The 2,511-nt window shown below is 67.3% G+C and carries 3 protein-coding genes and 1 pseudogene; 1 reads left to right on the top strand and 3 read right to left on the bottom strand.

Going from position 1 to position 2,511, the window contains the following annotated elements; translation table 11 throughout:
- Window positions 1-518: pseudogene (locus HUK82_RS15970) on the top strand (ABC transporter substrate-binding protein); the annotation flags it as partial.
- Between the two features lie 121 nt (window positions 519-639).
- Here HUK82_RS15970 and HUK82_RS15965 read toward each other — a convergent pair.
- The 3 genes from HUK82_RS15965 to HUK82_RS15955 form a co-directional block, all read right to left on the bottom strand.
- Window positions 640-990 carry a hypothetical protein gene (locus HUK82_RS15965; protein ID WP_246495337.1) on the bottom strand — a complete coding sequence of 117 codons (351 nt, stop codon included), beginning with the start codon at window positions 988-990 and terminating at the stop codon, window positions 640-642.
- Window positions 991-1,146: 156 nt separating this feature from the next.
- The gene (locus tag HUK82_RS15960) at window positions 1,147-2,058 is read right to left on the bottom strand and encodes a lysophospholipid acyltransferase family protein (RefSeq protein WP_176614875.1); all 912 of its coding nucleotides are present in this window, start codon (window positions 2,056-2,058) and stop codon (window positions 1,147-1,149) included.
- 13 nt (window positions 2,059-2,071) lie between these two features.
- On the bottom strand, window positions 2,072-2,511 hold a 440-nt coding region (locus tag HUK82_RS15955), incomplete at its 5' end, for a tetraacyldisaccharide 4'-kinase (RefSeq protein WP_176614874.1).

Genomic DNA, 2,511 nt, shown 5'->3' with positions numbered 1-2,511 from the left:
CGTCCCCCGCCACCCCGCCGACGACAGCGCCGTCCGCGCCCACACTCGATGCGCCGCCGTTCGACGCGCTCTTGCTGGGCGACACGGGTCTTGATCTGGCGCGCACGATCGACCTGCTGCACACGCAGCAGGTGAGTGCGTCACACGTTCGTCTGCTGGGGCCGGGCCTGTGGAGTGCGTTTGCCAGCAAGCTGGGGCGCATCGGGGGGGCATGGTATGCGGCCCCGGATCCGCGCGCGCGGCAGACCTTCGTCCAGCAGTTTCTGGCCGCCTATCACCACATGCCGACGCCGCTTGCGGACCTGAGCTACGATTCTGCCGCGCTGGCCCGCGCGCTGAACGACGGCAGCGGCGTCTATCGCGTCGACGCGCTGACCAAAAGCAACGGATTTGCCGGGGTCGACGGCCTGTTCACGCTGATGCCCGACGGACATGTGCGCCGCCGTCTCGCGGTGTTCGAGATCCAGCCGACAGGGGGCGCGCACATGGTCACGCCGGGCGCCCATAACGGCACCTAGCGCGGCGATGCGCCTGAACCGACCGGTTGGGCGGTCGTATCGCGGCGTTGTTTTTTCATCATCGAAACGGGCACGAAGGGCACTGCCCTCCGATGCGGGTGGCCGGCTGCGCCGGGTCCGTTCAGGCGGCGGCGATCGCGCCTGCCGGCATGACGGGGCGAATGGCCTGCAACGCGGCCTCGAACGTCGCGAAGGTGCCAAGGCGATGGTCGCGCAGGTGATCGGTCAGCACCCAGCGCATGCCTTCGGGGTGGACGCCATAGGCCGGGTCGGCGTTTTCACGTACCCAGACCAGCACCATGTCGAAAAGACGATTGTCCTCACGGCAGACATCCGCATCGCACAGGCCCATGCGCATGCCGGCCTCAAGCCAGCGCATCAGATAGTCGCGGTGACGCGGCAGAATCCCCAGACGAAGCGGAACGACGTTCGAGCTGGTGCAACGGTCGGGATGAGTCATGGCTGTTGTCATCTCGGTGTCCTGTTGATCGCGTGGCGTGGGTGAACGCTAACCGCGTCATGGCGAGACGCCAATTTCAAAATACGCGACTCGGGCAGGAAACGAGTCAAAAAATGGGCAATGTGACAAAAAAACAATACTCAGCCGTGGATTCGCGCATAAAAACGACTATTTTTTATACAATTGCTTATTCCATCGGCGGTGTAGCCACAGCCAACTGCCCGGATGTGTGCGTATCCAGTGCTCCAGACGATCGTTGACCGCTTGGGTGAGCTGCTTCTGGTCAGTTTGACGGTCCCCTGACTCAGGAATGGGCAGGGGGGGCTCGACCACGACGCGCAGCCGCGCCGGGCCGAGGCGCTCGACGTAGCCCGGAATAACCGGACAGCCGTAGCGCAGGGCAATCGCGGCCAGGGCCGGTGCCGTCATGGCCGAACGGCCGAAGAAGCGGACCTCGATCCCGTCATTCATCTTCTGGTCGACCAGAAGGCCGAGGTTGCCACCCCGTGCCACGTGGGCCAGCGCCTCGCGCGCGCCGCGCGCGCCCTTGGCGAACAGGGTGACATCCTGTCCCATCGCGTCCGCGCGCAGTTGGCCGATCAGGGTGTCGATCAGGGGATTGCCGGCCGCGCGATAGAACGATGCAAAGGGCAGTCCATGCCGGGCGACGGCGGGGGGCAGCATCTCCCAGTTGCCGATATGGCCGGATACGAACAGCACCGGGCCGCCGCGTGCGACCTGCGCTCGCAGATGTTCGGCCCCTGTCACGTCCCAGCCGGGGCCCTCGGGCGTGTTCTCCTTCAGGGAACTCAGGTGGGGGAATTCGCCCACCGTGCGACCGAGATTGTCCCAGACGTCGGCCACGATGCGCCGCCGTGCGGTCGCGTCGAGATCAGGCATGGCCAGCCGCAGATTGACGTCGGCAATACGCGACACGGGCAGCCACGGTCCGATCGCCCGGCACACGGCCCCCCCCAGATTGGACGCCCGCACGGGGCCGAGGCGACGGAGGCAGGCGAGCACAAGGCGGGCGACCGCCGCTTCGGCACGGTGGGCAGGGCGGGCGCGGGATCGGGTCATCAGCCGGGCAGGGTTACAGGTCGGTCCTGCTGCCGACAAGCCGGTCAAGCAGGTTCTCGGCGGCGTGCGGCGTCTCCCACTGGAGCTTCGTCCCGATCACGGTGATCCGCGCCCGAAGCTCGGGCGGCAGGCGTACGGCATCCTTGGGCGTGGTGACAAGGCGCGTGCCGGGCTGCTGATCCAGCCCCTCCAGCAGGCTGAGGTCGCGACGGGTATAGGCATGGTGGTCGGGGAACGGCAGGGTGCGCACAGGAGCGATACCCGCGTCGCGCAGGGCGTCGAAGAATTTGGCCGGTCGGCCGATCCCGGCGAAGGCGATCACCTGCCGCCCGACAAGGTCGAGCAGCCGTCCCTCCGGCTGCAGCCGTGCGTGCAGCACCGGCAGTCCGGCGGGCACGTCACGCGCGACGCGATGCCGGTCCGGCCCGATGATAACCACCGCGCGCGCGCGGT

Source organism: Ameyamaea chiangmaiensis, from assembly GCF_013376175.1.
GTDB classification, from domain to species: Bacteria; Pseudomonadota; Alphaproteobacteria; order Acetobacterales; family Acetobacteraceae; genus Ameyamaea; species Ameyamaea chiangmaiensis.
Note: the sequence above shows the minus strand (reverse complement) of the source record. Positions and strands in the feature narration are given on the sequence as shown.

Excerpts from the sequence above, each read along its gene's own strand:
- HUK82_RS15960 (WP_176614875.1), bottom strand. The coding sequence starts at position 2,058 with ATGACCCGATCCCGCGCCCGCCCTGCCCACCGTGCCGAAGCGGCGGTC.
- HUK82_RS15965 (WP_246495337.1), bottom strand. The coding sequence starts at position 990 with ATGACAACAGCCATGACTCATCCCGACCGTTGCACCAGCTCGAACGTC.